A 21863-nucleotide genomic window follows, 5' to 3' on the forward strand; every position below is an offset into this window, starting at 1 on the left:
ACTTGCTAATTTCTATTGAGTTAATATGGTTTAGTAATAGGTCGAATTCAAATTCATTGCACCCATTTTTTATCCATTTTAGGGGGGCTTTGTCGTTTTCTAATGGGCTGTTTAATTTTAATGTTATTGAGTGGTCTTTTAAGATTGCATAAGAGATGTTGAGATTTTTCGGGGTGTAGTTATCCCCAAATATAGATGTCCATTTTTTGTTGTTTGCAATAAAGGCTGTCCACATGATTAGGCTTCACTCGAAAACGTAGTGCCCTGAGACACTTCTAAGGTGGAGTGTTTTGTTTCGATGTCCATTTCCTGTATCAGGATCATATTCTCTGACGTTAAAGTGTGGCTTGTGTGATGAGTGATCGCTTGGGTAGTCCTGATGACCCCAGGAATGCTCTTGGATTACGACCCGTTCATTGTCAATATTTTGGTAGTTATACTCTCGGGTGTAAACAATATTGCCCTCTGTATCCAACACGTTTTGCTTCCCTATGCCATTTTCACCAGCTTTGGTGAGTGGAACATGATTTACATCTATAGGGTCGGCTGTGGTAGGAATTTTTGCGTCGCGTTTTGCTTCTCGAAACGCAGCTCTCCGTGAGCCCATTACTTTATCGGTACGGGTCCATTTCTGCTGTCCTGGACACCCATTCAACCCCAACGGATCCACCCACCCCGTAGGGTTAGGCACATACTGGTAGGCGTTCAACCCACCCGCCAGCTTGATCGGATCCGGCGTCAAGTAGCGACCCGTTTCCGGATTGTAGTAGCGATGTCGGTTGTAGTGCAGTCCACTTTCAAGGTCATGGTATTGCCCCTGGAAACGCAGGGGTTGTTCCAGTTGCTCACCGCCGCCGTGCTCAAGCCCGGTGAGTTTGCCATAGCCGTTGTAGCGAGCTGACCAGACCACTTCGCCGCTGTAGTTGGTCAGGTCCTGCGGGGTGCCAAGGTGGTCGAGGTGGTAATAGAACGGCGTTGCCTTGAGGGGGCCTTCACCCTTGAGCAAGACGAGCGGGCGAAAGGTGCCGGGTTCGTAGAGGTAGCTGCGGTAGTGGTGGTCGCCGCTTTCGGCGACGACCCGGTCACCTTGCCAGATAAATTCAGTGGTTTGGCCGTCCACGGTTTTGCTGATGCGTCGGCCGAAGGCGTCGTAGCGGTAGGACGCTTCGCGCCCGTCCGGCGTGGTGACACCGATCAGGCGGTGCTGGCAGTCATAGCGGTATTCGCTGATGAGTTTTTGTCCGGTGCCGCGGCGTTCGCGGATCAGGTTGCCGAAGGCGTCGTAGTCGTAGTGACGATCACCCTCCATCAGCAGGCGATTGCCCTTGAGGGTGGTCGGGCCGGGGCGGTCCTGCATCATCAGGTTGCCGGCCGGGTCGTGACAGAAGTGTTCCGGTGGCTCGCTGTGGGAAAAGTCGATGCGAACCAGACGATCCAGCGGGTCGTACTGGTAATGGCGTCGGTTTCGGTTATCGGAAAGGGTTTTCAGGTTGCCGTTGGGGCTGTAGGCATAATCGCGCCAGAGCATTTGTTGCTGTTGGTTCTGCCACACCGTCTGGGCCTTGAGGCGGCCCTGTTCGTCGTACTCGTAGTCGCTGAGAAGTCGGCCTTGCCGGCGTTGCCGTTCGCGCCCACCGCGGAACCGATGCTCGGTCAGGCGTGTGCCGTTGAGGTCGATGGCTAACAACGCACCGCCCGCAGCGTGGTGATAGTCGAGCGTACTGCGGTCGGGAAGGCGACAGCGCTTCAACTGGCCGACAGCGTCGTACTCATAGCGCAGGGTGCCCCAGCCCTGGTGTTCAGTGGCGAGGCGATCCTGGTGGTCGTATTCGTAGGCCAGCGGCCAGTGGCCGTCATCGACGCTGACCAGGCGCCCGAGAGCGTCGTAGCGGTAATCAACCGTTTCGCCGTCCGGCAGTTTTTTGCGTAGCAAACGGCCGGCGGCATCGCGTTGATAGGCAGTGAGCCGCTGGCTGCCATCGGCGCCAAATTCGGTTTTTTCCAGTAGGTGCCCGTTGAGGTCGTAGGCGTAGGCGGTACGCTGGCCGTCGAAGCCGACTTCCTCGCGGACCAGGCCGTTGGGGTAGTAATCGAGGTGGTAGTGCTCGCCGCGTTCGTTTTCTATCTGGGTAAGCAGCAGGCGTGAGTTGTCGTAGTGGTAGCGCAACTGGCTACCATCGGGGTTGAGCCGTCGACTGACCAGGTGCAAGCCATTGGCGTATTCGTAGCGGGTTATACGCCCCAGTTCGTCCTGCTCGGCCGTGATCTTGCCGTAGGCGTTATAGCTCCAGGCGCGGGTCGCGCCGGTTGGCAAGGTGAGCTGGAGCAACCGGCCTACGGCATCCCATTGATATTGAGTGATGGCGCCGGTTTCGTCTTTGCGGCTGATCTGCCGGCCGAGCACGTCGTAGGTATATTGAAGACGGCTACCATCAGGCAGGCATTCTTCCAGCAACTGGCCCAGGCGATTCCAGCCCAATAAATGAAAACTTGCGTCGGGATAGGTTGTCCGCGTCAGACGACCTTGATCGCTGTAGTGGTAATAGGTGATGTTTCCATCGGGATCGATCTGCCGGGTGATATCGCCTTGTCGATTTCGGCGGTATTTCCAGCTGGCTTTGCCGCGATGGACATCGCTCACGAACCCGTTGATGTGCTCATAAGTCGTCGCTTCTTCTTCCGGCGGGATGACGGCTATCAGCAAGCCGTCTTCGTCGTAGCGGTATTGGGTCACGGCGCCCAGCGGGTCTTTTTCCGCGATCAACTGGCCTTTTTCGTTATAGGCCTTGCGATGTTTCGCACCGTCCGGATCGGTCTTGCTGACCAGCCGTGCTTTGTCGTCGTGGGTGTAGACCTCCTCGCTACCGTCAGCATTGATTACGGTGACGCTGCCCTTGTCGTCCCAGGCGTAACGGGCTTGCATTTGCGAGAAACTGGCCCAGTGATGAATGCAGCGCGCCAGTTTGCCTTCGTTCTCCCATTCCCAGAAAAAACTGGTGCCACCGGCTAGCTGTCGCTCCACGATGGCGTGCTGCTCGTTGTAGCGATAATGTTCGGTTTCCCCAGCGGCATTTTTAGCTTCAACCAGACGATGCTGGTCGTCATAGCCGTACGTAACCAGTGTCTGGACGGTGCTCCAGGCCTGTTCCAACGTGTCCGCCGGCCGGAACTGTTGGTAGTCGACGGCGATAATGTGTTTGCCGTGGTAGCGCAAAAGCAGGGCACGCCCCGCGCCGTTGTCCAAGCGCTTGATCTGCCCGAGGATGTCGCGGGCGATGTGCAGCCGATTACCGTAGCGGTCGCTGACGGTAGTCAACGTTGCGAATTCGCTGTTGAAGTGAAAGTGGTAGAAGGATGGACGCTCACCCGCCTGAGCCACAATCAGCTCGCAGGGGTCGTCACCTAGGTAAATGGCCGCCCGAGAGAGGCTGTTAGTGATTGTCGGGCGTTGCTGGCTGGGCAGCGGAAAGGGCGTCGAGCGATTTTCATGATCGGTCCAGATGACTTCATTGCCATTGATTTCGAGCCGATGGCTCAGCGCATGGCTCCAGCCGAAACCCAGTCCGCAGTCGATTTCTACCGCGCTGGTCCTGTATAAACGGGTCCACTCAAAGGGCAGCAGGCCATCAAGTTGGCCGTCGTTCAGCGTCAACAACTCTTCGCCGGTTACCATCGAGACCGGGCATTTGTCGGTGCAAGTACGTGCGGCGGGTTCCGTGCTCTTGCCGGTGGGTGTCGTCGCTTGCCTGGATGCGTCATCGCCAGTCTTGCCGCTGACCAGCCTGGCGTTCCTCTTGCCGTCGATACGTAACTCGACTTCACCCCTTTTCATAGGCGTTGCCGTTCCGCGCACCGCTACAGGGACGTATTTGGCGACATACGCCATGAAGCCATTGATGATGGCGAAAATGGATTCAACAAAACCAATCACGGCTTTGAGGATGATTTCGCCGTACTTCTTCAACCGTGCCGCGAGATAGATGATGCCGGTGCCTTCTGCGACAACCGTCAGGACGATCGCGATCACGATATCAATTGCAATCCCCATGATCGCGGCCGTGGTCATCTTCGCGGCGTCGCCGACCGTTTGCATCGGGGGCAAGCTCGCCAGCCAGATCAATGCACAACGCATCATCAGGAAGAGTGCGGCCTCGTCGCTGGCCAGCAGCATGGCCCTTTTCATGACGTCGGGCGTTTGCTTGGCCACATCGATGAGTCGATCTGCGCCTTCACCTAGCTGTTCGATGAATTTTCCCGGATCCTGCAGAATATCGAGCACCAGGCTGATGCCGTCCCACACGCCTTTGATGGCTTCCCAGCCGCCCTCAAGGATGCCGGTGCCGATCGCCAGGGCAGTGCCCGAAAGAGAAACGCTCGACCACTGCTGTCTATACCCCGTCGGGCCGTCCCACTTATTGCGCAGGAATTGCTCCAGCTCGCCTGTCAGCCCATCATAGGTGCTGAATAATTCGTCGATCTGATCCGGTGTCACCTCGCCGTGTACACGAATCTGGTAGTACTTGCCCGGAACACCCTCGGTCCAACTGGCCTTTCCGTGGGCATCCAGTTTGATAGTACTGATCTCACCGCTCTCTACGTCGACAATTTCGACGTCGATATCGCCGATCGGGATGTCATAGACCGACTCGAATTTGCTCTCGATCAGCAACGGCCCCTCCAGCGGACATCGAGCCACGTTCGAGAAAAAATCGCCGTCGGTTACGCTCACTGATTTTTGGCTATCACCGGCCTTGATGATGCGCTCCATGCCCATGAAGGAAGGCAGGTCGTTGTGTCGGCTGAAATCGTCGGCGCGCTGTGCGTACCAGGCATGGGTATGCTCCTGGTAGCGCCTCAAACTGTCTTTGAATTCCGTCAGCTCCTGGTCGATGAAGGCAATACGGTTTTTTGCGGACATCAACCTTGCTCCAGCATCAGGTCGTTCAGCAGCGTTTCATGAAGGTTGTCCGACGCGTTTGCGCGTCTTACGAAACGGGCGATCTTCAGCCTCAGGTTGCTCTCGGGCCAAGCGGTGTAGATGTCCAGCCGTTCTTCTTCCAGCCACTGCATCAGGCTGCCAATCAATGTGGACGGGTCTTGTTTCGCCAGACTATCGAGCAAGTCCTTCGGCACTTCCCACCACGGCCAATCCCTCACCGGCGACATTCTCCCAGGGCTGACTTCCAAGCACTGTCCGTTGATCAGGTACCGCTCGAACACCGGCAACATATTTCCAGCCGCGTCCCCAAGCCCTTCAAGGATCGGATGGATATGTCGTCCATCCCAAAATCGGAAAAATACGTTGCCTCCACCCGGCATCTTCACCTGGGTGAGGCTGCGCAGATGCTCCAGTACCTCGTTAGGTTCGCTGCGCGACACGGCCAGCCAGCCCCAGTCGAGGGCCTCGGTTTCAGCGATCCACGACAGGAACGCCGAGTTGGATTGAAGCTCGGTGACGTAAGGCATCACCGGCTGCCAAGTGGCGTAGGGGGTGTCGCTCCAGATCGGCATCAGCGAGTGGGTGGGGTCAGACATGCGAAGGCTTTTCAGCGCATCGGCATCGCTCGCCGCGCTGATGATCAAGTACAGGCGCTCGTGTTTCTGCAGCGGCTGTTGCGCCAGCCATACCTTGGGGCTGAGGGGAATGTGCGCCAGTGTTGCCATGGAGGCTCTCCTTGCCGAAAAAAGTGCGAGTGCCCGGGAGGTTGCCGTCCCGGTGAGTGCCGCACCTCTATCAAGGAGTGAGCCAGGTTTTTTGAACGTCCGTTACGGCGGGGTTTCTGAGCGGTTTTTGGACAACTTGGGACGGGCGCGTGGGACGTTTAGGCAAAAAAACGTGCAAGAAATACAACCATGCCGCACTAATTGTTGTGCACTTGACTGGAGGCTTCAAAGTTAGAGGCTTTCAGAGGGGGTGGTCGATAAGATTGCAATCAACCGCGTGCAAGTCTTGCCAGCTGATGTGTAGGAGGCACCGTGCCTGTTTGAAGTATCGTGATGCCCTCAGGGGAAAATGCCTTTTGGTTGTTAATGGCCAAAAAATCATCTTCAAAGGCCTGTTTCCCCGAGCAAAAGTCGTACTAATGCAACTTTGCCCGCCGTTTCAAGCTCCGCTTGAAATGCTTCAAATACTTTCTCATGGACGTAAATCCTGCACCTACTAGATTAGGCCGCTCAATGCAGCGGAGACCTATGAAAAATGATCGTTTTGAACAGGGAAGTGGGCGAAGCGCTAAGACGTGACAAATACGTCAACGTTCGCGGTGGGGACTTCAACCTCTACGGTCATTTCGGCGATTTTGTCCGGCTGACCAAAAGCTGGGAAAACATGGAGCCCGACAGTTACTACGGCCAGGCCGAGTCAGGCATGCGTTTTCGCCGCTACAGCGACTTCGAATACAACCCTACGACCCGCGCGCTCACGCAGCTCGAACACCGGGCCTACGTTCAGTCCAAGGCCAACAACAGTTATGTCGGCGGACTGGAGCGGCACTTTGAGGACTTCTCCAACGAAGTGATCAATTCGCCGGTGATGCGCAGCCTGATCGACACGGACTTCGAGGTCTACAAGAACGTCCTGCCACAGGAGCTGCACGATGAAATCTGGCAGTGCCAGATCCATCAGATCCGCATCGAGATCAAGCCGGGCAAACAGCTGGAAATCACCCCCGAAGGGATTCACTGCGACGGCTATCCGTTCAGCGGCGTGCACTTCTGGGGCCGTCAGAATGTGGCCGGTGCGGAAAGCCGCTTGTACAGCGCCCAGGAAGAACAGCTGGCGGCGACGACCTACGAGGACATCCTCGACACCACGTTCTTCCTTGATCGCGACATGCGCCATTACGTGACCCCGGCGCGCAACACCCATAGCCATGACATGGCGTATCGGCAGATCCTGGCCATTTCCTTCTCGCGGCCCGGGACCGCTTTCGACATTGTTCGCTGAACGGCTCGAACCCATGGACGACCCGACGCAGCAGGTCCTGTTGCGTCGGACCATGGTCCGGGACGCCGAGCGACTGGAGCGGTTCTTTCGCGCTTTCGACGAAGTGTCGTTCTGCGAATGGCAGGATGCCCGATTCTTGCGCGGTGTGTTGTTGCAGGACACCACCACCGCGTACCTGGCCATCGATGCGAGCGGTGACGTGGTGGGCGCGGTGATCGGCGGTATGCTCGGTACCCGTGGCACGATCAATCACTTGGCGGTCAACCCGCAGCATCGCACCAAAGGCCTGGGCCAGCGCCTGGTCGAAGCCGCGTCGGCTGACATGAAACGGGTCGGCGTGCTGCGCATGTTCCTTTTCGTCGACGATGCTAATCTGGCCGGCAAGCGCTTCTGGGCGGCCCAGGGCTTCTGTGAGCCCCGGGGTGAAACCACCTTCGAGAGGGATTTATGAACAAGACTTCCAGCCAGCCGCTGGCGGTCGAACCACAAGCCTCGCGTACCTTTGCTGAAGCCAGTCCGGTGGTAGCGGGTTATTTCACGGTTTCGTTTGTGTTCGGTCTGATGGCGGTCAACGCCGGGTTGCCCCTGTGGTTGCCGGTGGCGATGTGCCTGTTCGTTTATGCGGGCGCTGCGCAATTCGCCGCGCTGGCGTTGATTTCCAGCGGTGCGTCGCTGACCACCATCGTGCTTACCACGTTCCTGATCAATGCCCGGCACATGCTGATGTCGGTCTACATGGCCAAGGCCCTGCGTGCGCTGGGGCTCAGTCGTTTCGAGCGCTGGTGCTACGCGGCGGGGCTGACGGACGAGTCGTTTGCGTTCCACAGCGTCAAGCTCGGCAGCGGGGCGCCGGTGAGCGTGCGCTACCTGGTCGGCTTCAACCTGTTCTGCCACACATCCTGGGTGCTGGGTGGCTTGCTGGGCGCCATATGTGCGCAATACGCGGCGCACCTCATCAAATACCAGCTCGACTATGCCCTGACCGCGATGATGCTCTATGTGCTGGTTTCGTTGTGCAACACCCGCAACAAACTGATCGCAGCCCTGGCTGCTGTCGTCTGCATGGGCGGGCTGAGCCTGCTGGGCAGCTCGCCATTCAATGTCTTCATTGCCACGTTCGTTGGCTGCGGGGTGGGCGTATGCCTGACCAAACGTTCCTGATCCTGGTCGTGGTCCTGATGATGGCCGTGACCTTCCTGCCGCGCGCCCTGCCGTTGCAGATCAATACCGAACACTGGCCGCCCTTTATTGCCCGCGCCCTGGAATACCTGCCAGTGGCGATCGTCGCTGCCATCAGCCTGACGCCCTTGTTGATCAAGGATCAGCGGATACAACTCGACCGCCCTGAGTTTTATGCCGCGATTCCGACGCTGTTATGTGCGTATTTCAGCCGCAACCTGTTTCTCAGTGTGGCGGTGGGCACGGCGGCGTACATCGCGCTCGGTTCGTTCCTGTAGCGTCAGGTCCACCACATCGTGCAGTGCCTGGCCGGACAACTCCGGATTGTTCACCGCCAGGCGGACTTCAAGGAAGTCCTCGAAATCCGGGAAAATCGCCAGGCCGTTGCGCAACGCGGCTTCCCGGGACACCAGCCCCAAGCCATCGAGCTGTGTGATCAATGACAACGTCAGCGTCTCACTGCAGGAATACACCATGCGCTGGCTTGACCCGTATTCACCCAGACCGGCGTCGAGAAAGCGCAGGAAGCTGCGGGAGTACGGGCATTCTTCTGCCGGACGCACCTGAAACTTGTCACCGAGCAGGCCAAGGGAATCGTCAGCATCGCCACAATGGGCGCCGACGACCCGCACCTGCACATCGGGCATGGTGATGCTGGTAAAACCGCCCTGTTGCTGGCCGATCAGGATCGCCAGGTCAAAATCTTCATTCCTGAGTTTGCTCAGGTTCTCCATCGACTCGGCGTAGCTGAATTCCAGCTGATACTGGGGGAACACAGCGATCAACCGGTCGATCATTCGCCGGTTGAACTCCGCCGGCAGGGTGGTATTGAGCGCCACTCTGAGGGTGCGCTGTCGCGGGGTCTTGAGCGCCGCGACTTTCTCCTCCAACTGCCGGGTGGCAACCAGCACCTGATCCATGAAGGGGGTCAGTTCCGAGCCTTGGCTCGTCAACGTCAGGCCCTTGTTCGAGCGCCGGAACAACCGGAAACCGAACTGTTCCTCGACCTTGTTCAACTGCGCCGCCAACGCCTGCACCGTGAGGCACGAATGCTCGGCCGCTGCCGACAACGAGCCGGTCTGCACGATACGCATGAGGTTGCGTAGGGTTCTGCTATCCATGAGGTAATGCCCTCTGCTTAAGTGGGCTCGCTATTGTTGTGCACCTGGGCCGGGCCAGGCAGTGCATGCCGGCTATCATCATGCACCTTGCCACGATTGTCGCGATTTTGTGCCGAAAAACGCCGGGTGGCGATGGTTGGAGCTTATGCGGGATTTGGGGATTTTGCCGGTTTGGCGTGAATAGGCTTGTATCGTCCGTCTGGTTAACGCTTTGCCTGCAACCGTGTCAGAAATTTCCCAGGAAAGAAAAGACTCTGGCTGATATCCGTGTGTTGTTCGAACGGTTGAAATGTGGCGCTTACATTAGAGAAGCATCGCCACGTCTGGATCGGTTGGATAAAGGTAATTGCCGGCGTCTACGAAACATGCAAGTGGTTGCTGAAGGTCACTTGCATGAATCTTCCTGGGACGAAGGAGGTGTCTGGGCAAACAAGCTGGAAAGATCTTGGCTTGCCTGATATTCGAGATATTTCGGTTGCACCAACAGCCTCCCCAGTGCATGAGTTACCCGGTGCCGTTGACTTCGACAGTGCCCTGAAGCAGGTAGCCTTGGGTTTTGGGCTGCAGGAAGATATGGACGACCCATCAGAGTAGAAAACCCGCCAAATCTCCAAAGGGTTGCGCACCGTATCCACTGCAAATTCCGTGAAGGGTACGTACTCTGGAATTTCATGAATTGCGATAAGAAAGCACTCAACAAACACAGGCATGGCCATTTGGTTTATCAGCGATGCTTGGGCCCCCAAGAATGAAAAAAGCAGCCCAGGGGCTGCTTTTCTTGAAGAGTCGCTTGATATTGTGCTCCCTCAAGCAGGGGAGAAGAGGTCTCACCCGAGCGCTGATGTTCAGGTTATCAACGGGGTTCCTAACGCCGACTATCGCCACCTGAAGGCAGTCGGTTTCGCGCTCTTGAAGTCGATTTTCTGGTATGGCTAAGGTTTATGTCAATCCGTGCCGCGATCTTCTTCAAGTCAGAAATGTAACAGGGGAGAAGCCTGAAAAATTATCCACTCAGACTTGCTTGTTCGCTTGCGAATAAAAACTTAAAAATAATCCATATCTGTACTATCCTCTAAGCACCACCCCGCGACAAAGGAGCCCAAACCCATGGCGACTTCCTCCATCACGCTCAACGCACAGCAACAATTGGACTCCCCGGACGCGGGTCGAGTCGCGTTGAAGTTTTTCTTCAACCTCATGGCGCTCTGGGGCTGCAGCGTCGAGCAGCAGCGCACATTGCTGGGCAAGGTCGGAAACACGACCTTCTACAAATACAAACAATTGCCGGAAAACGTGAAGCTGCCTCGCGATACGCTCGAGCGCATTTCCTACCTCATGGGTATCCACAAGGCGCTGAGCATTATCTTCAGCAATAGCCGGGACCGTGCTTATCAATGGGTCAGCAGCCCGAACACCGCGGCACCGTTCAACGGCCAGTCGGCGCTGTCCTACATGCTGACCGGGCGGGTGGTGGACATCGCCGATGTGCGGCGATACCTCGACGGAGTGCGCGGTTAATGGTGCCACCACTGGCGGACCCGCAATGGAAACGGGCCTATCGGATCGTCAACAGCAGCTTCCCGCCGATTTCGCTGTTTGAAGACGTACTCGACCCCGAAGACCTGCCCACGGCCTACGCCCTGGAAGCGTTGACCAACGATCGGCTGATGGAACAAGCCGGCGTGCTCTCCCGGGTACGTCCCGAGGACCGCATTTCCGGGCCCGGCTCCTCACCGGTGATGGCGGCGTTTACCCACATCGGCAAAAGCAGCCGCTTCAGCGACGGCACATTCGGCGTCTACTACGCTGCCAGCAGCCAGGAAGCCGCCATTGCCGAGACCTGCTACCACCAGGCGCGATTTCTTGGCGCGACCAACGAGCCGGACCTGGAGTTGACCATGCGCACCTACGTCAACAAGGTCGTCAAACCTCTGCACGACATCCGCCACGACTACCCCCACCTCCACAACCCGGACCCTACCGCCTACGGCCCGTCCCAAGTGTTTGCCCGGCAGCTGCGTGAAACCCTGTCGTGGGGGCTGCTGTACAACAGCGTCCGCCTGCCCGGCCACGAATGCGTGGCCGCGTTTCGCCCACCGGCGGTTTCGATTCCGACGCAGGGCAAGCACATTCGGTATGTCTGGAATGCCCAGAAACGGGAGATTTCGTTTGTGTTTGAGGTGAGTCAGGTGTGAGCCAGGGCTTTTAGGGTGTTTTATGGCTGGGCAATAATTATTGCCCAGCCATAATGTTCAATAATTGGCGATTATTGAAAGCAGAGGCTGCTGTGCAGCCCAGCGGGAGCAAGCTCCCTCGCCACAAAAGCGCCGATTGATCAAATCTTGAACTGCTGCACCGAAGCCTGCATCGACCCCGCCGCATTGTTCAATTGATCCGCCGTTTGCGTCAGGGTGTGAATCGAACGGGTGTTCTCGCGGGACTGCTCGGCAATCGACTCCACCCGCTGGGCCATCTCATCGCTGGCCTTGGATTGCTCGGCAATGGTCTGGGAAATTTCCTCCACTACTTCGGCCGCATGCCGGGCGCCGGTGCGGATTTCGCTGATGGACACCCCGGCCTGCTGGGCCAGGTTGACGCCTTCGTCCACGCGGCTGACGCAAGCTTGCATGTTCGCCACCGCGTCCCGTGCGCTGGACTGGATGCGCTCGATCATCGCGGTGATTTCCTGAGTGGACTGCGTGGTGCGCGCCGCCAGGTTGCGCACCTCGTCGGCCACCACCGCAAAACCACGCCCCGCCTCACCGGCGCGGGCGGCTTCGATGGCGGCGTTGAGGGCCAGCAAGTTGGTCTGTTCGGCGATGCTCTTGATCACCTGGATGATCGAATGAATGTCTTCGGACGAAGCGTCCAGCGCGGTGATCTTGCTGGACGACTGGTTGACCACCTCGGCGATCCGGCTCATGCCCTCCACCACGCCGAGAATCACCTGGCCACCGCTGCTCGCCAAATGCTCGGACTGCGCGGAAATCGTCCGGGCGCTGTCGGCGTGCTGATGGATCTGGCTGATATTCGCCATCATCTGCTCCATGCTCGCCGCCATGCTGGTCGCGCTCTGGGCCTGCTGATCGGCGCTGGACACAATCTGCCGCGCCGTATCGCCCAGGTGCCGGGACGTGCCGTGCAACTCATCGCTCTGGCCGCGGATCGTGGCGATCATCTGCCGCAGATTGGTCTGCATCTGCTCGATCACACCTTGCAACTGACCCAGCTCATCCTTGCTCTTAGCCCCCATCGAGCGCTGCAGATCCCCTTCGGAAATCGCCTGGGTATTGAGGATGATCTTGTTCAGCGGCGTCAGCACTGCCTTGAGCAGGCTCCACGACAACAATGCCAGTGCCACACAAGTGGCCAACAAAGTAACGATCATCCAGTTTTGCGACGTTTGAATGCTGCTGTCCTGATGTTCGCGGGACGACTGCGCCTGGTTCTCGATCAACTCGCTCACTGCTTCGTTGCGTTCCTCCAGCGCTGAAAACGCCTTGTCGAACTCTGCGCGCAACGCATGGCCATCCTGGGAGCCACTCAGTGCCTTGCCGATTATTTGCTTGGCTTTGTCGATGTAGGTTTCGACCTGTGGTTTGAGCTCGCCAATCGCCTTGGCGACATCCCCTGGCAACTTGGCCTCGGCGTTTTCGGCGATAACCTTGCGCATCCGCTGCGTATGCTCATCGAACGCCTCCAGCACCTCCTTCGACCCCTGGGCATCCCCCGGCTTCACCAGCAGAGCGGCGAGCACATCGGCACGAATGGCGTCGTGCATCATGTCCGCTTCCATGTGCTTGCGCATGGCCGAAATACTGGTCTCGTTCTGCACCAGGGCCTCGGTCATGGAGTGATAACCCCACAACCCGATACCGCCGAGCAACAGCGCAAAAGAAAGACTGACCAACCCCGAGCCTATGATCTTGGTGCGGATCTTCATCGCTTACTGCTCCTGGAGCGGGGAATTCTGGGAAAGTGTAGTCGAGCGCCAGCCGAGCCTTGGGACAGGCCAGGCTCTTATTCGAGGCTATCGGCGGGGGAAATGATTAGATGAATATGCCGCAAATTGTTTGGGCCAGGGACAGGGTGAACCTGTGGCGAGGGAGCTTGCTCCCGCTGGGCTGCGAAGCAGCCCTTCTTTAACTGCCCCGGCAGACTAAACCCAATGCTGCCCCGCTCAGTGAGCAGCATTGCGCCAACGCCGGTTAAGCAGGATTACTCCCCGGCGCCTCCAGCACCTTCACCACATCATCGATGACGGCCTTGCTCATATCCTGTAGATAACACGACGCCCAGGCATATCGATCCGTGCTGCGAATCATCGCCGCGTCCTCGGCCAGGACCTTGGCGACGTGGAGCAGGTCGGAGGCGTGGGACAGGGCTTCGCCGATGGGGATGCCGCTGTTGACGCGGAATAGGGGGCGGTCGGAGTGGTAGCAGAAGGGGGTTAGGCCTGGGGTTTTGAGGTCTTTGGGTGAGAGCTGCCAAGTTCGTTCTCAGGCGAATGGGTGACAGCTGTGCGCAGGCTGAGAAACCGGAGATACAGGAACCCGGCAGACCCGAAGGTCTCCCACGCACAGCCGCCATTGCACGGAATGCGGACATAAAAAAACGCCGCAAAACGTGGTTCGGGCGCTGTAGCGCCTGCATCTTACTCGGGTTCTCAGGCCCGGTCGCTGAATTGGCAGCGACAGTTGGAGAGTAGCGGGCGATTGTGGAGGCTGCAATCGTGGCGCGATGCTGGCGGGTGAGGTTTAGGTAGTTTTATGGCTGGGCAATAATTCGCGTCGTGGCCAATGGCGTCGACTGTGCGACGCACGGGCACACAAGTGTTTGGAGGCGATTCCAATGGGTGATGAATACGAGCAGTTTCAACAGGATTTGCTCGAATCTGTGCTTCAAATGACAGCGGGAGAAAACATGCAGGTTGTGGTCAGTCAGAGCCAATTACCTTCCAAGGTGGTACTGATGAACGAGGATGATGTGGCCTTGATCCATAAGGCGCGAGAGCGGCTTGCTGCTCCACAGCGAGTTAAAGTTTCAATGGATGATCTATAGCCCCAGAGTTGGGTGGACGGGTAGAGATGGCGCAGCAGGAAGTAATCGTGAAACAGTGCTTGCTCATATCGTCACAAACGTTGAAAAGCAAGCAAGCCCGAAAACCTTCATCATTGAGGTTGTCATGACCAAAATATTTCTAAATCTGCCGCGAAGAAATGGGACGAATTTATTTTCCTGAGGCAAAGGATGCTGTTTGGTTGAGGTTGCTTCAGTCGTGGCGTTAAAAGAAAGGCTGCCCGTTGTCTGGGCTGAAAGATTGTCGGTGGGTTTGGCGGCCTCATCGCGAGCAAGCTCGCTCCCACAGGTTTTTCAGGGTGTGGAGGAAAAGTGAACACCCCAGAAACAACAAAGCCCTCGCATTTCTGCGAGGGCTTCGTTTTGTATGGTGCCGGCACCAGGAGTCGAACCCGGGACCTACTGATTACAAGTCAGTTGCTCTACCAACTGAGCTATACCGGCGTGTGGGCGACGATTATAGCGATTGGGTGCGTTCTGTAAACCCCTGAATTCTGACTATTTTTGCGCAGGTCCGGCTCAAGCGCGGTGCAGCAGGTTGCGCAGTTTGTTCAGGGCGCGCCAGGTGCGGCTGTTTTGCATGGCGTGGAGTTGGGCTTCGGCCTGTTCGGCGCGTTGCAGGGCGGCGCTGAGCTGTTGGTCTGCGTCGTCGATGGGGTGGCTGAATTTGTGGCCTTTGCAGAGTTGGAAGCCGTCGAGGTTGCACGGGGGGATGTCGAAGGCGGGTTTGAGGGCCAGGTGTTCTTCGGCGAGGTAGTAGGTGTTGATGCCGTCGAACAGGATGGATTGGTAGCCGGCATCAGTGATGAGGGTTTCCCAGGTTTGGTCGCGGGCCCACGGGGTTTCGACGAGGATGATCCAGGGGCGCCAGCGGCTTAAGTCCATGCCGCGCAGCACGGTTTCTTCGTGGCCTTCGACGTCGATTTTCAGGAAGTGGATGGGACGATCCTGGGCGTATTGCTCGCAGATGGAGGCCAGGGTGCGGGATTGGACGGTCTGGTTGCGCACGTCCATGCCGGCGTCGCGGTGTTGTTGGGCGACGCTGGCTTCCACCGTGGACAGGCCTGTGTCGGCGATGGTGTAGAAGGTCAGGCTCTCGGCGTTTTCGCCGGCCACGCATTGCAGGTTGGTGTCGTAGGGGCGTTGTTGGCAGAGGGCGTCGTAGTAGGCCGGCACCGGTTCGATGTTGATGCCGCGCCAGCCGCGGTCGTAAAAGGCGCGGGTGACCGAATCATCGGTCGGATGGTTGGCGCCGACGTCGAGGTAAAAGCCGTTTTCTACCGATTGAAGGGCGCGCCACAGGCGTATGTCTTCGAAGTTTTGTGCGTAGGAAATGAACGTCACGGCCAGTCCTTGAGTGTGTCGGCATTGTGTCAATCACGATACGTGGGGCTGTTGTATAGCACGGGCGCGGTGGACGCAATTACTGGCGCGGGGCAGCACTGAATTCGGCGGTTATGTCGTTTTGCTTAGACGCTTATGCACAACGGACAGGATGAGACGCAGGTTACTTCGCGATTTTGTGACCGCGGTCGCGTTTCGTCGCAAATGCCTGTTTTCATGGTTTTTTATCCATGTGAACAAAAAATGACCAATGCTCATTCGGTCAGGAAATCACGGTTTTCTTGAATTCGAGTTTATTTCATCAACAGAGTTATCCACAGGCTGTTTCGTCTCAGTAACGCTCTGCCAGCAACAGCAGATTGCGTGGCGTCAGTGGCGTTTCGCAGAAGGTGCCGAGGCGAACTTCGTAGCCCTTTTGCGTGAGGAAAAGCGCCCGATCCAGTACCAGCCAAAGCTCCAGCGGTCGCCGGAAAAGGCCTCGCAACAACTCCAGGTTGCGCACTTCGGCCAAGCGTTGATGGCCCGCTGCTTCCAAGGCAACCCAATCAGGCGTGCCGACTGTGGATAAGTCTTTCAGGGCCGCCAGATCGATGCAGTACTGGGCGAAGGATTTTTCCAACCAAACGGTAGGCAATGATGGCGTGGGCAAGTAGTCGTCGCACCCTCTGATTTGCCGTTGCAGCAAATCGAAGCCCAGGCGCCAGGCCATGGAGTGGTCCCGTTGTCTTCTGACGCGGGCGCCAGCAGTGACGGTTTCGGTCTGCGGCAGGCTGAGATCGTCGAGCGACAGCTGTAGGGCAGATCCCTTGGCGGCGTCGGACAGTGCCTGATAACGCTCGCTGCTGATGCGGTTGTAACAGCACGGCGCGATAGCCAGTTGTGCACAACCAACGGCGCTGGCGAGCTGCATCAAGCGTACATGCAGGTCGCCGCAGGCGTGCAAAGCTACGGGGGTGTGTTCGGGATGAAGTGCCTGGGTTGCGTCCGCCGCCAGCACGTCTTGTTGCAGGTGCGTGGCGGGCAGGTGATGGCGCAGGCTCAGTTGTTGGCCGCTGGCGACCAGTGCGGGGTCGTATTCCAGGCAGGTCAGTTGCTGCTCACCGTGCAGCAGGCGTCGACCGAGGTGGCCTTTGCCGGCGCACCAATCGAGCCAGTGAGTCGGCTGGGTGGTGAAGTGCAAGCGGCTGGCGAAGGCTTCGATCTGCTGCCATTTGCGTCCGGGCACGTCGACGTTGAGGCGATGGTTTGGTGCCTGGAGTGTGCTGGCCGGCAATTCTGCGATAACGCTCAATGCACGGGAGATAGCGACCAATTCCGGGAATGGCGCTGGCGCGTCTTCCATCAACCACGGCTGATGATGGTCGTTTTCCGCAGCTTCCAGCGAACGCTGGCGTAGCCATCGGGCCAATTCCGGGTGGGACGTTTCCCAAGGCAATTGCAGGTGGGTGAACGGACGCGGTTTCCACAGTGCCTGGTGCGCTGTGAGAAAAACGTCCAGCGCCGTGAAGCGGGCGAGCAGTGCCTCGCCCGTCAGAATGTCGCTGTCAGCGACCTTGGCAGGCATCGACGCGCAACCAGCGTTCCAGTTGCTTGAAACCTTGCACCAGGACGAAGGACATCAATAGGTAGAACATGCCGGCCGCGAAGAAGATCTCCACCGGCATATAGGTCCGGGCAATGATGGTGCGGGCCATGCCGGTGAGTTCCAGCAAGGTCACGGTACTCGCCAGGGCACTGGCCTTGAGCATCAGGATCACTTCGTTGCTGTAGGCCGGCAGGCCGATGCGTGCGGCGCGGGGCAGCATGATGTAGAGCAGCGCCTTGGGCCGCGACATGCCCAGGGCCCGTGCGGCTTCGATCTCGCCCTTTGGGATGGCCTGGATCGCGCCGCGCAGAATCTCGGCGATGTAGGCGGCGGTGTGCAGGGTCATGGTGGCCGTGGCGCACCAGAACGGATCCCGCAGGTACGGCCACATCGCGCTGCTGCGCACGGCATCGAATTGCGCCAGGCCGTAGTAGACCAAGAACAGTTGGACCAACAGCGGCGTGCCACGGAAAAAGAAGATGTAGGCATAGGGCAATGCCCGCACTTGCCACAGACGTGAAGAACGGGCGATGCCCAGCGGAATCGCCAGCAGCAGCCCGGCGATCACGGCGATGGCCACCAGCTCCAGGGTCAGTGTTGCGCCCTGGGCCAGCTTCGGCAGCCATTTGATGATGACGTCCCAGTTCATTGGGTGCTCCTGGTAAATCCACGGGCGGCGCGTCGTTCCAGCAGGTGCATGCCGATCATGGCGAACACCGTCAGCCCCAGGTACATGAAGGCTGCGACCATATAGAAGGTGAACGGTTGCTTGGACACGGTCACGCCGATTTGCGCATGGCGCATGATCTCTTCCAGGCCGATCACCGAGACCAGCGCGGTGTCCTTCATCAGGATCATGAACAGGTTGCCCAGGCCGGGCAGGGCAATGCGCCACATCTGCGGCATGATCAACCGGGTGAAGATCCGCCACTTCGACAGGCCCAGGGCGACGCCGGCCTCGCGATGGCCCTTGGGAATCGCCAGGATCGCGCCGCGAAACACTTCCGTGGCGTAGGCGCCAAAGCACAGGCCCAGGGCAATGACCCCGGCGGCGAAGGCGTTGAGGGCAAGGTCGGGATTGCCGAAGTACTCACCCAAGGCCCGCATCAGGTTAACGGTGCCGAAATAGATCAATAGCACCCAGAGCAATTCCGGGATGCCGCGAACCAGTGTTGAATAAGTGCCGCCCAGCCATTGCAGCGGCTTGTACGGCGAGGTCTTGGCCAAGGCGCCGAGCAGGCCGAGCACCAGTCCCAGGCAGAGGGCCGTGAGCGCCAGTTTGACGGTCATCAGCGCGCCGGCGGCAAGCGCCGGGCCGAATCCGTAGAGATCGATCATCATGGGTAAGAGTTCATATCGCGGCAGGCTTTGCTAAGGGCCGGCGCTGCCAGGGAACAGCGCCGGCCAGGCACGTCAGTATCAATAGATGCTGAACGGGAAGTACTTGTCGTTGATCTTTTTATAGGTGCCGTCGGCAATGATTTCCTTGAGGGCGGCGTTCAGCTTGTTGCGCAGTTCGTCGTTACCCTTGCGCACCGCCATGGCGATCTTGTCGCCTTCCACCACCGGGTCGCCCTTGAATTCGTAAGCACGGCCAGCGTCGGTTTTCAGCCAGTCGTAGTTCACGTATTTGTCCGCCAGGATCGCGTCGACGCGACCGGAGGTCAGGTCCAGGTAGGCGTTTTCCTGGGTGTCGTAGAGCTTGGCGGTGATATCGCTGCCCAGTTCGTCTTCCAGCCAGGTGCCGGCGAGGGTAGAGCGCTGTGCCCCGATGACCTTGCCCTTGAGAGACTCTTTATCGACTTTGAAATCGACGTTTTTCGGTGCGATGAATTGCAATTTGTTGGAGTAGTACGGGTCGGTGAAGTCCACGGCTTGCTTGCGCTCGTCATTGACCGACAGTGAAGAAATCAGGAAGTCGAACTTCTGGGCCAACAGGGCGGGAATGATGCCGTCCCAGTCTGAAGTGACCACTTCGCACTCGACTTTCATCTTGGCGCACAGGGCGTCGCCGATGTCTTTATCGAATCCTACGACCTGGCCGCTGGCGTCCTTGTTGTTGAACGGCGGATAGGCCGCTTCGATGCCCATCTTCAGCTTTTCCGCCGCCATGGCATTGGCCGAAAAGACCAGGCCGGCAACTGCGGCCAGGAGGAATTTCTTGTAGGTCTGCATCTGTACTGCTCCGTTAGCGGTTGCTGGACATGAATTGTTTGCAGCGCGCCGAAAGCGGGTTCTCGAAGACCTGCTGTGGCGATCCTTGCTCCTCGACCAGGCCTTGATGAAGAAACACGACTTCGCTGGAAACCTGACGGGCGAAGCCCATTTCATGGGTGACCAGCAGCATGGTGCGACCTTCTTCGGCCAGGGCGCGGATCACACTAAGTACTTCCTGAACCATTTCCGGGTCAAGGGCGGAGGTGGGTTCGTCGAACAAAATCACCTTGGGCTGCATCGCCAGTGTGCGGGCGATGGCGGCGCGTTGTTGCTGGCCGCCAGACAGTTCGGCCGGGTAGGCGTGGCGCTTGTCGGCGATACCGACCTTGGCCAGCAGGGCTTCGGCCACTTCGACGGCTTCGGCCTTGCTTTGGCCAAGCACCCGGCGCGGCGCTTCGATGATGTTATCGAGCACGCTCATGTGCGGCCAAAGGTTGAAGTTCTGGAAGACAAAACCGATCTCGCTGCGCAGGCGGTTGATCTGTTTGCCGTCGGCGGCCACCAGTTCACCGTTCTTTGCGGCCTTGAGCCTGAGCTCTTCGCCGGCCACCAGGATCTGTCCCTGGTTGGGGTTTTCCAGCAGGTTGATGCAGCGCAGGAATGTGGATTTGCCGGACCCGGAGGATCCGAGGATCGAGATCACATCGCCGTCGCGGGCGGTCAGCGAGACGCCTTTGAGCACCTCCAGCTGTCCGTAGCGTTTGTGCAGGTTGCGGATTTCAAGCGCGGGCGTGGCCTGGGCCATGTGCGGTCCTCATGGTATGTGCTCCCTTGCTGTTGGCTGCCTTCCTTGGCGAGGCGGCCAAGCTAGCATGCGTCCGAATGGCCGCCAACAGCGCTACGGGCGGTAAACCGGTGATGTGCGGCAGGTTGTCGCATCGGCACAGCAGTCTGTCGCGCCATCAACAACCGAACGGCCGTTTGAACCTGGTTTACCGGTAAAAAGTCCGGGGAGTCGCGTAAAAAAAGGCGCGATGGTGCCAGCTTTGGGCGGGGGTTGGAAGGGTTAACCGGATGAGCGTTGCGGCAATCAAAAGTCTGTTGGGTTATTCGGGAGCGTCCTCGAGATCCCACAGTATTTTGAGAACCTCTTTGAAGCTGGCTCGTGCAGTTTCGAAATCCGCCTGCACTTCAGGGCTGTGAAGCCAATGTTCCGCTGCTTCCTGATCGATATCGTCAGCCCATCTTCGGTAAGCGATCAGCGTATTTTCGGCTAGTCTTTGGGCTGCCATGGCTTCGCTTTCGGCATTTTCGCTATCCAGAAGCTCGGGCTGTTCATTCGTCATCGCAAGGAGTAATCCGAGCATCGTGACCATCATGTCGATGCGTCCCGTCTCTTCTTCGGCGTCTTGCATCTCATAAAACAGCGACAAGAAGTCTCTGGGAGGTTCTGCGAATTCGTCTTGCAAGGCATCCAGGAAGTACGGATCGTCGTACTCGGGAAGATCAAACGTGACGGCAGCAGGCTTTGTACGACTGACGCGCAGTTGCTTGGCTTTTGCTTTTGCACGCTTGGCGCGTTTTTGTTGCTTGTTCGCGGAGGCCATGGGTGTGGTTCCGTTATTCGTTGAAAAAAGTAGCCATGAAACCTGTGGGAGCGAGCTTGCTCGCGATAGCGGTAGAGAAGCCAACGCAGATGTGAAGTTGATGGCCTCATCGTGAGCAAGCTCACTCCCACAGGGGCTCGATGGAGCTTTTTTTAACTTCAAGCCACTGAAGTTACAACCCCGGCGTCGTCACAGTGGTCCAATCCTCGATGCGCAGTCCGGGGGTTGGCATCAAGGGTGAATTCGAGATGGAAGCATAGGATTAGTGAGAGATAGGTCCATAGATATACCGATCTCGTCCTATTCCTTAATTCCAATCGATCTAAACCACAATGCGCAACTGCGCTCTAAAAAGAACTCATGTGAGTTGTTTCCAGAACCTGGAGTCCTCGCCATGAAGCTCATTCATTACTTTGTATTGCCCTTCGTTGCCATCAGCGTCCTGCTGTTTCCCGTTGTGCTCAACGCCACCAACCTCGCGCCCATCGACAACACAGGTGTTCAGGTCCAGCCACTACAGCAGAACGGCATCACCTACCTGTCCGGCGGTATCGGCGAGGACGAAGCACGGGCCATTGGACAGGCCCAGGGTTACAACTTGCACATGACATTCTCGGTTGGTCCGGAAAACAAATACATCCCGGATGTGGAGGTCGTCATCCAGAAGGCGTCGGGGCAAACACTGCTGACGCTGACTGAGGCCGGGCCGCTGGTTTATGTGCAACTGCCGCCGGGCAAGTACAGCGTGGTGGCGACGCGCAATGGTGAGGCGCGGCGCGACACTGCTGAGGTAGGCAGTGGGGCCGCGCGCAACCTGGTGTTCCATTGGAACAGTGACGAATAGC

General features: G+C 58.0%; 20 protein-coding genes, 1 tRNA gene and 1 pseudogene. 9 read left to right on the forward strand and 13 right to left on the reverse strand.

Features of this window, described 5'->3' with window-relative positions; all coding sequences use genetic code 11:
* Nucleotides 1–244: 244 nt before the first annotated feature.
* Both QMK47_RS02595 and QMK47_RS02600 read right to left on the reverse strand, forming a co-directional pair.
* Nucleotides 245–4918, reverse strand: coding sequence for an RHS repeat-associated core domain-containing protein (locus tag QMK47_RS02595; protein ID WP_320389768.1), 4674 nt, complete (start codon nucleotides 4916–4918; stop codon nucleotides 245–247).
* Entirely contained in the window at nucleotides 4918–5664 is a 747-nt protein-coding gene (locus QMK47_RS02600) for a DUF4123 domain-containing protein (RefSeq protein WP_320389769.1), read from the reverse strand. Before QMK47_RS02600 ends, QMK47_RS02595 begins: the two co-directional genes overlap by 1 nt.
* A gap of 535 nt (nucleotides 5665–6199) precedes the next feature.
* Here QMK47_RS02600 and QMK47_RS02605 point away from each other — a divergent pair.
* The 4 genes from QMK47_RS02605 to QMK47_RS02620 are packed head-to-tail and all read left to right on the forward strand — an operon-like array spanning nucleotide 6200 to nucleotide 8403.
* Nucleotides 6200–6946, forward strand: a complete 747-nt coding sequence (locus tag QMK47_RS02605; protein WP_320389770.1) for a 2OG-Fe dioxygenase family protein — start codon at nucleotides 6200–6202, stop codon at nucleotides 6944–6946.
* Between the two features lie 13 nt (nucleotides 6947–6959).
* Complete coding sequence (locus QMK47_RS02610) at nucleotides 6960–7397, forward strand: GNAT family N-acetyltransferase (protein WP_320389771.1); 438 nt, start codon at nucleotides 6960–6962, stop codon at nucleotides 7395–7397.
* On the forward strand, nucleotides 7394–8107 hold the full coding sequence (locus QMK47_RS02615; protein ID WP_253470970.1) for an AzlC family ABC transporter permease: 714 nt from the start codon (nucleotides 7394–7396) through the stop codon (nucleotides 8105–8107). Before QMK47_RS02610 ends, QMK47_RS02615 begins: the two co-directional genes overlap by 4 nt.
* Complete coding sequence (locus QMK47_RS02620; protein WP_214510959.1) at nucleotides 8086–8403, forward strand: AzlD domain-containing protein; 318 nt, start codon at nucleotides 8086–8088, stop codon at nucleotides 8401–8403. The genes QMK47_RS02615 and QMK47_RS02620 overlap by 22 nt, the downstream gene beginning before the upstream one ends.
* On the opposite strand, the gene QMK47_RS02625 is transcribed toward QMK47_RS02620, so the two are convergent.
* Nucleotides 8320–9246, reverse strand: coding sequence for a LysR family transcriptional regulator (locus QMK47_RS02625; RefSeq protein ID WP_214510958.1), 927 nt, complete (start codon nucleotides 9244–9246; stop codon nucleotides 8320–8322). The two genes, QMK47_RS02620 and QMK47_RS02625, sit on opposite strands and share 84 nt — an antisense overlap.
* 708 nt (nucleotides 9247–9954) lie before the next feature.
* Between QMK47_RS02625 and QMK47_RS02630 the strand changes: the two genes are divergently transcribed.
* From QMK47_RS02630 to QMK47_RS02640, 3 genes are all read left to right on the forward strand, one after another.
* Nucleotides 9955–10182, forward strand: coding sequence for a hypothetical protein (locus QMK47_RS02630; protein WP_258690189.1), 228 nt, complete (start codon nucleotides 9955–9957; stop codon nucleotides 10180–10182).
* Nucleotides 10183–10353: 171 nt separating this feature from the next.
* Entirely contained in the window at nucleotides 10354–10764 is a 411-nt protein-coding gene (locus tag QMK47_RS02635) for an MbcA/ParS/Xre antitoxin family protein (RefSeq protein ID WP_003196771.1), read from the forward strand.
* A complete protein-coding gene (locus QMK47_RS02640; RefSeq protein WP_253470972.1) occupies nucleotides 10764–11441 on the forward strand; it encodes an RES family NAD+ phosphorylase in 678 nt (225 codons plus the stop codon). Before QMK47_RS02635 ends, QMK47_RS02640 begins: the two co-directional genes overlap by 1 nt.
* A gap of 140 nt (nucleotides 11442–11581) precedes the next feature.
* On the opposite strand, the gene QMK47_RS02645 is transcribed toward QMK47_RS02640, so the two are convergent.
* Together QMK47_RS02645 and QMK47_RS02650 are read right to left on the reverse strand one after the other, a co-directional pair.
* Nucleotides 11582–13189 (reverse strand): methyl-accepting chemotaxis protein, encoded by a 1608-nt coding sequence (locus QMK47_RS02645; RefSeq protein ID WP_320389772.1) that lies wholly within the window; start codon nucleotides 13187–13189, stop codon nucleotides 11582–11584.
* A gap of 265 nt (nucleotides 13190–13454) precedes the next feature.
* A pseudogene (locus QMK47_RS02650) lies at nucleotides 13455–13727 on the reverse strand (DUF3077 domain-containing protein); the annotation flags it as partial.
* Nucleotides 13728–14097: 370 nt separating this feature from the next.
* Here QMK47_RS02650 and QMK47_RS02655 point away from each other — a divergent pair.
* Entirely contained in the window at nucleotides 14098–14307 is a 210-nt protein-coding gene (locus QMK47_RS02655) for a hypothetical protein (protein WP_253470976.1), read from the forward strand.
* Between the two features lie 386 nt (nucleotides 14308–14693).
* Here QMK47_RS02655 and QMK47_RS02660 read toward each other — a convergent pair.
* From QMK47_RS02660 to QMK47_RS02695, 8 genes are all read right to left on the reverse strand, one after another.
* Nucleotides 14694–14769, reverse strand: a tRNA-Thr gene (locus tag QMK47_RS02660).
* Between the two features lie 75 nt (nucleotides 14770–14844).
* Complete coding sequence (locus QMK47_RS02665; RefSeq protein ID WP_320389773.1) at nucleotides 14845–15669, reverse strand: FkbM family methyltransferase; 825 nt, start codon at nucleotides 15667–15669, stop codon at nucleotides 14845–14847.
* A gap of 331 nt (nucleotides 15670–16000) precedes the next feature.
* Nucleotides 16001–17233 carry an SAM-dependent methyltransferase gene (locus QMK47_RS02670; RefSeq protein ID WP_258690197.1) on the reverse strand — a complete coding sequence of 411 codons (1233 nt, stop codon included), beginning with the start codon at nucleotides 17231–17233 and terminating at the stop codon, nucleotides 16001–16003.
* On the reverse strand, nucleotides 17214–17903 hold the full coding sequence (locus QMK47_RS02675) for an ABC transporter permease (RefSeq protein WP_253470988.1): 690 nt from the start codon (nucleotides 17901–17903) through the stop codon (nucleotides 17214–17216). The genes QMK47_RS02670 and QMK47_RS02675 overlap by 20 nt, the downstream gene beginning before the upstream one ends.
* On the reverse strand, nucleotides 17900–18595 hold the full coding sequence (locus QMK47_RS02680) for an ABC transporter permease (RefSeq protein ID WP_109751966.1): 696 nt from the start codon (nucleotides 18593–18595) through the stop codon (nucleotides 17900–17902). The genes QMK47_RS02675 and QMK47_RS02680 overlap by 4 nt, the downstream gene beginning before the upstream one ends.
* A gap of 78 nt (nucleotides 18596–18673) precedes the next feature.
* Nucleotides 18674–19429 (reverse strand): ABC transporter substrate-binding protein, encoded by a 756-nt coding sequence (locus tag QMK47_RS02685; RefSeq protein ID WP_214510951.1) that lies wholly within the window; start codon nucleotides 19427–19429, stop codon nucleotides 18674–18676.
* Nucleotides 19430–19442: 13 nt separating this feature from the next.
* A complete protein-coding gene (locus tag QMK47_RS02690) occupies nucleotides 19443–20216 on the reverse strand; it encodes an ABC transporter ATP-binding protein (protein ID WP_253470989.1) in 774 nt (257 codons plus the stop codon).
* Between the two features lie 301 nt (nucleotides 20217–20517).
* Nucleotides 20518–21018, reverse strand: coding sequence for a hypothetical protein (locus tag QMK47_RS02695; RefSeq protein WP_320389774.1), 501 nt, complete (start codon nucleotides 21016–21018; stop codon nucleotides 20518–20520).
* Between the two features lie 394 nt (nucleotides 21019–21412).
* On the opposite strand from QMK47_RS02695, the gene QMK47_RS02700 reads away from it, so the two are divergent.
* Nucleotides 21413–21862 (forward strand): carboxypeptidase regulatory-like domain-containing protein, encoded by a 450-nt coding sequence (locus QMK47_RS02700; RefSeq protein WP_253470993.1) that lies wholly within the window; start codon nucleotides 21413–21415, stop codon nucleotides 21860–21862.
* Nucleotide 21863: the final 1 nt, after the last annotated feature.

Source organism: Pseudomonas sp. P9_35 (genome assembly GCF_034008205.1).
GTDB lineage: Bacteria > Pseudomonadota > Gammaproteobacteria > Pseudomonadales > Pseudomonadaceae > Aquipseudomonas > Aquipseudomonas kilonensis.

Coding starts and splice junctions, on each gene's coding strand:
- QMK47_RS02700 (WP_253470993.1), top strand. CDS start 21,413: ATGAAGCTCATTCATTACTTTGTATTGCCCTTCGTTGCCATCAGCGTC.
- QMK47_RS02690 (WP_253470989.1), bottom strand. CDS start 20,216: ATGGCCCAGGCCACGCCCGCGCTTGAAATCCGCAACCTGCACAAACGC.
- QMK47_RS02675 (WP_253470988.1), bottom strand. CDS start 17,903: ATGAACTGGGACGTCATCATCAAATGGCTGCCGAAGCTGGCCCAGGGC.
- QMK47_RS02605 (WP_320389770.1), top strand. CDS start 6,200: ATGATCGTTTTGAACAGGGAAGTGGGCGAAGCGCTAAGACGTGACAAA.
- QMK47_RS02600 (WP_320389769.1), bottom strand. CDS start 5,664: ATGGCAACACTGGCGCACATTCCCCTCAGCCCCAAGGTATGGCTGGCG.
- QMK47_RS02625 (WP_214510958.1), bottom strand. CDS start 9,246: ATGGATAGCAGAACCCTACGCAACCTCATGCGTATCGTGCAGACCGGC.
- QMK47_RS02630 (WP_258690189.1), top strand. CDS start 9,955: ATGGCCATTTGGTTTATCAGCGATGCTTGGGCCCCCAAGAATGAAAAA.
- QMK47_RS02635 (WP_003196771.1), top strand. CDS start 10,354: ATGGCGACTTCCTCCATCACGCTCAACGCACAGCAACAATTGGACTCC.
- QMK47_RS02685 (WP_214510951.1), bottom strand. CDS start 19,429: ATGCAGACCTACAAGAAATTCCTCCTGGCCGCAGTTGCCGGCCTGGTC.
- QMK47_RS02655 (WP_253470976.1), top strand. CDS start 14,098: ATGGGTGATGAATACGAGCAGTTTCAACAGGATTTGCTCGAATCTGTG.
- QMK47_RS02595 (WP_320389768.1), bottom strand. CDS start 4,918: ATGTCCGCAAAAAACCGTATTGCCTTCATCGACCAGGAGCTGACGGAA.
- QMK47_RS02640 (WP_253470972.1), top strand. CDS start 10,764: ATGGTGCCACCACTGGCGGACCCGCAATGGAAACGGGCCTATCGGATC.
- QMK47_RS02695 (WP_320389774.1), bottom strand. CDS start 21,018: ATGGCCTCCGCGAACAAGCAACAAAAACGCGCCAAGCGTGCAAAAGCA.
- QMK47_RS02610 (WP_320389771.1), top strand. CDS start 6,960: ATGGACGACCCGACGCAGCAGGTCCTGTTGCGTCGGACCATGGTCCGG.
- QMK47_RS02680 (WP_109751966.1), bottom strand. CDS start 18,595: ATGATGATCGATCTCTACGGATTCGGCCCGGCGCTTGCCGCCGGCGCG.
- QMK47_RS02620 (WP_214510959.1), top strand. CDS start 8,086: ATGCCTGACCAAACGTTCCTGATCCTGGTCGTGGTCCTGATGATGGCC.
- QMK47_RS02670 (WP_258690197.1), bottom strand. CDS start 17,233: ATGCCTGCCAAGGTCGCTGACAGCGACATTCTGACGGGCGAGGCACTG.
- QMK47_RS02615 (WP_253470970.1), top strand. CDS start 7,394: ATGAACAAGACTTCCAGCCAGCCGCTGGCGGTCGAACCACAAGCCTCG.
- QMK47_RS02645 (WP_320389772.1), bottom strand. CDS start 13,189: ATGAAGATCCGCACCAAGATCATAGGCTCGGGGTTGGTCAGTCTTTCT.